General features: G+C 34.0%; 1 protein-coding gene. It reads left to right on the top strand.

The features are described 5' to 3' along the window. Positions 1-592, top strand: a 592-nt coding sequence (locus tag CX675_RS20095; RefSeq protein ID WP_370277527.1) for a DUF2818 family protein, incomplete at both ends; no start/stop codon positions are given.

Here is a 592-nt window from a genome sequence, read left to right as displayed (position 1 = left end):
CGAACAGTTGCTGTCGTCTGTGCTTTAATCGTTTCTTTTACTTATGTTGCTGGTCAAATGAGAGGAGTAGGAGTTGTTTTTTCAAGATTCTTGGAAGTAGAAATTGAGACAGGTGTTATTATAGGAATGGTAATTGTTCTTTTCTATGCTGTTTTAGGTGGAATGAAAGGAATTACCTATACACAAGTAGCACAATATTGTGTATTGATTTTTGCTTTTATGGTTCCTGCTATTTTTATTTCCATTCAAATGACAGGAAATCCAATTCCTCAACTAGGTATGGGGGGCGCTGTAACTGGAGGAGAAAATGTTTACTTGTTAGATAAATTAAATGGATTATCCACAGAATTAGGTTTTGCTGAATATACAAATGGATCAAAATCATTAATAGATGTATTTGCCATTACTTTAGCGTTAATGGTAGGTACTGCTGGTCTACCACATGTTATTGTTAGATTCTTTACAGTTAAAAAAGTTAGAGATGCACGAAAATCAGCAGGTTGGGCATTATTATTAATTGCGATTTTATACACAACAGCTCCAGCAGTTGCGGTATTTGCAAAAACTAATTTAATTGAAACAGTTAGTGATA

Source organism: Flavobacterium sp. J27, assembly GCF_004303025.1.
Lineage (GTDB): Bacteria > Bacteroidota > Bacteroidia > Flavobacteriales > Flavobacteriaceae > Flavobacterium.
The sequence above is the reverse complement of the archived record's forward strand: the minus strand, read 5'-3'. Positions and strand labels throughout refer to the sequence as shown.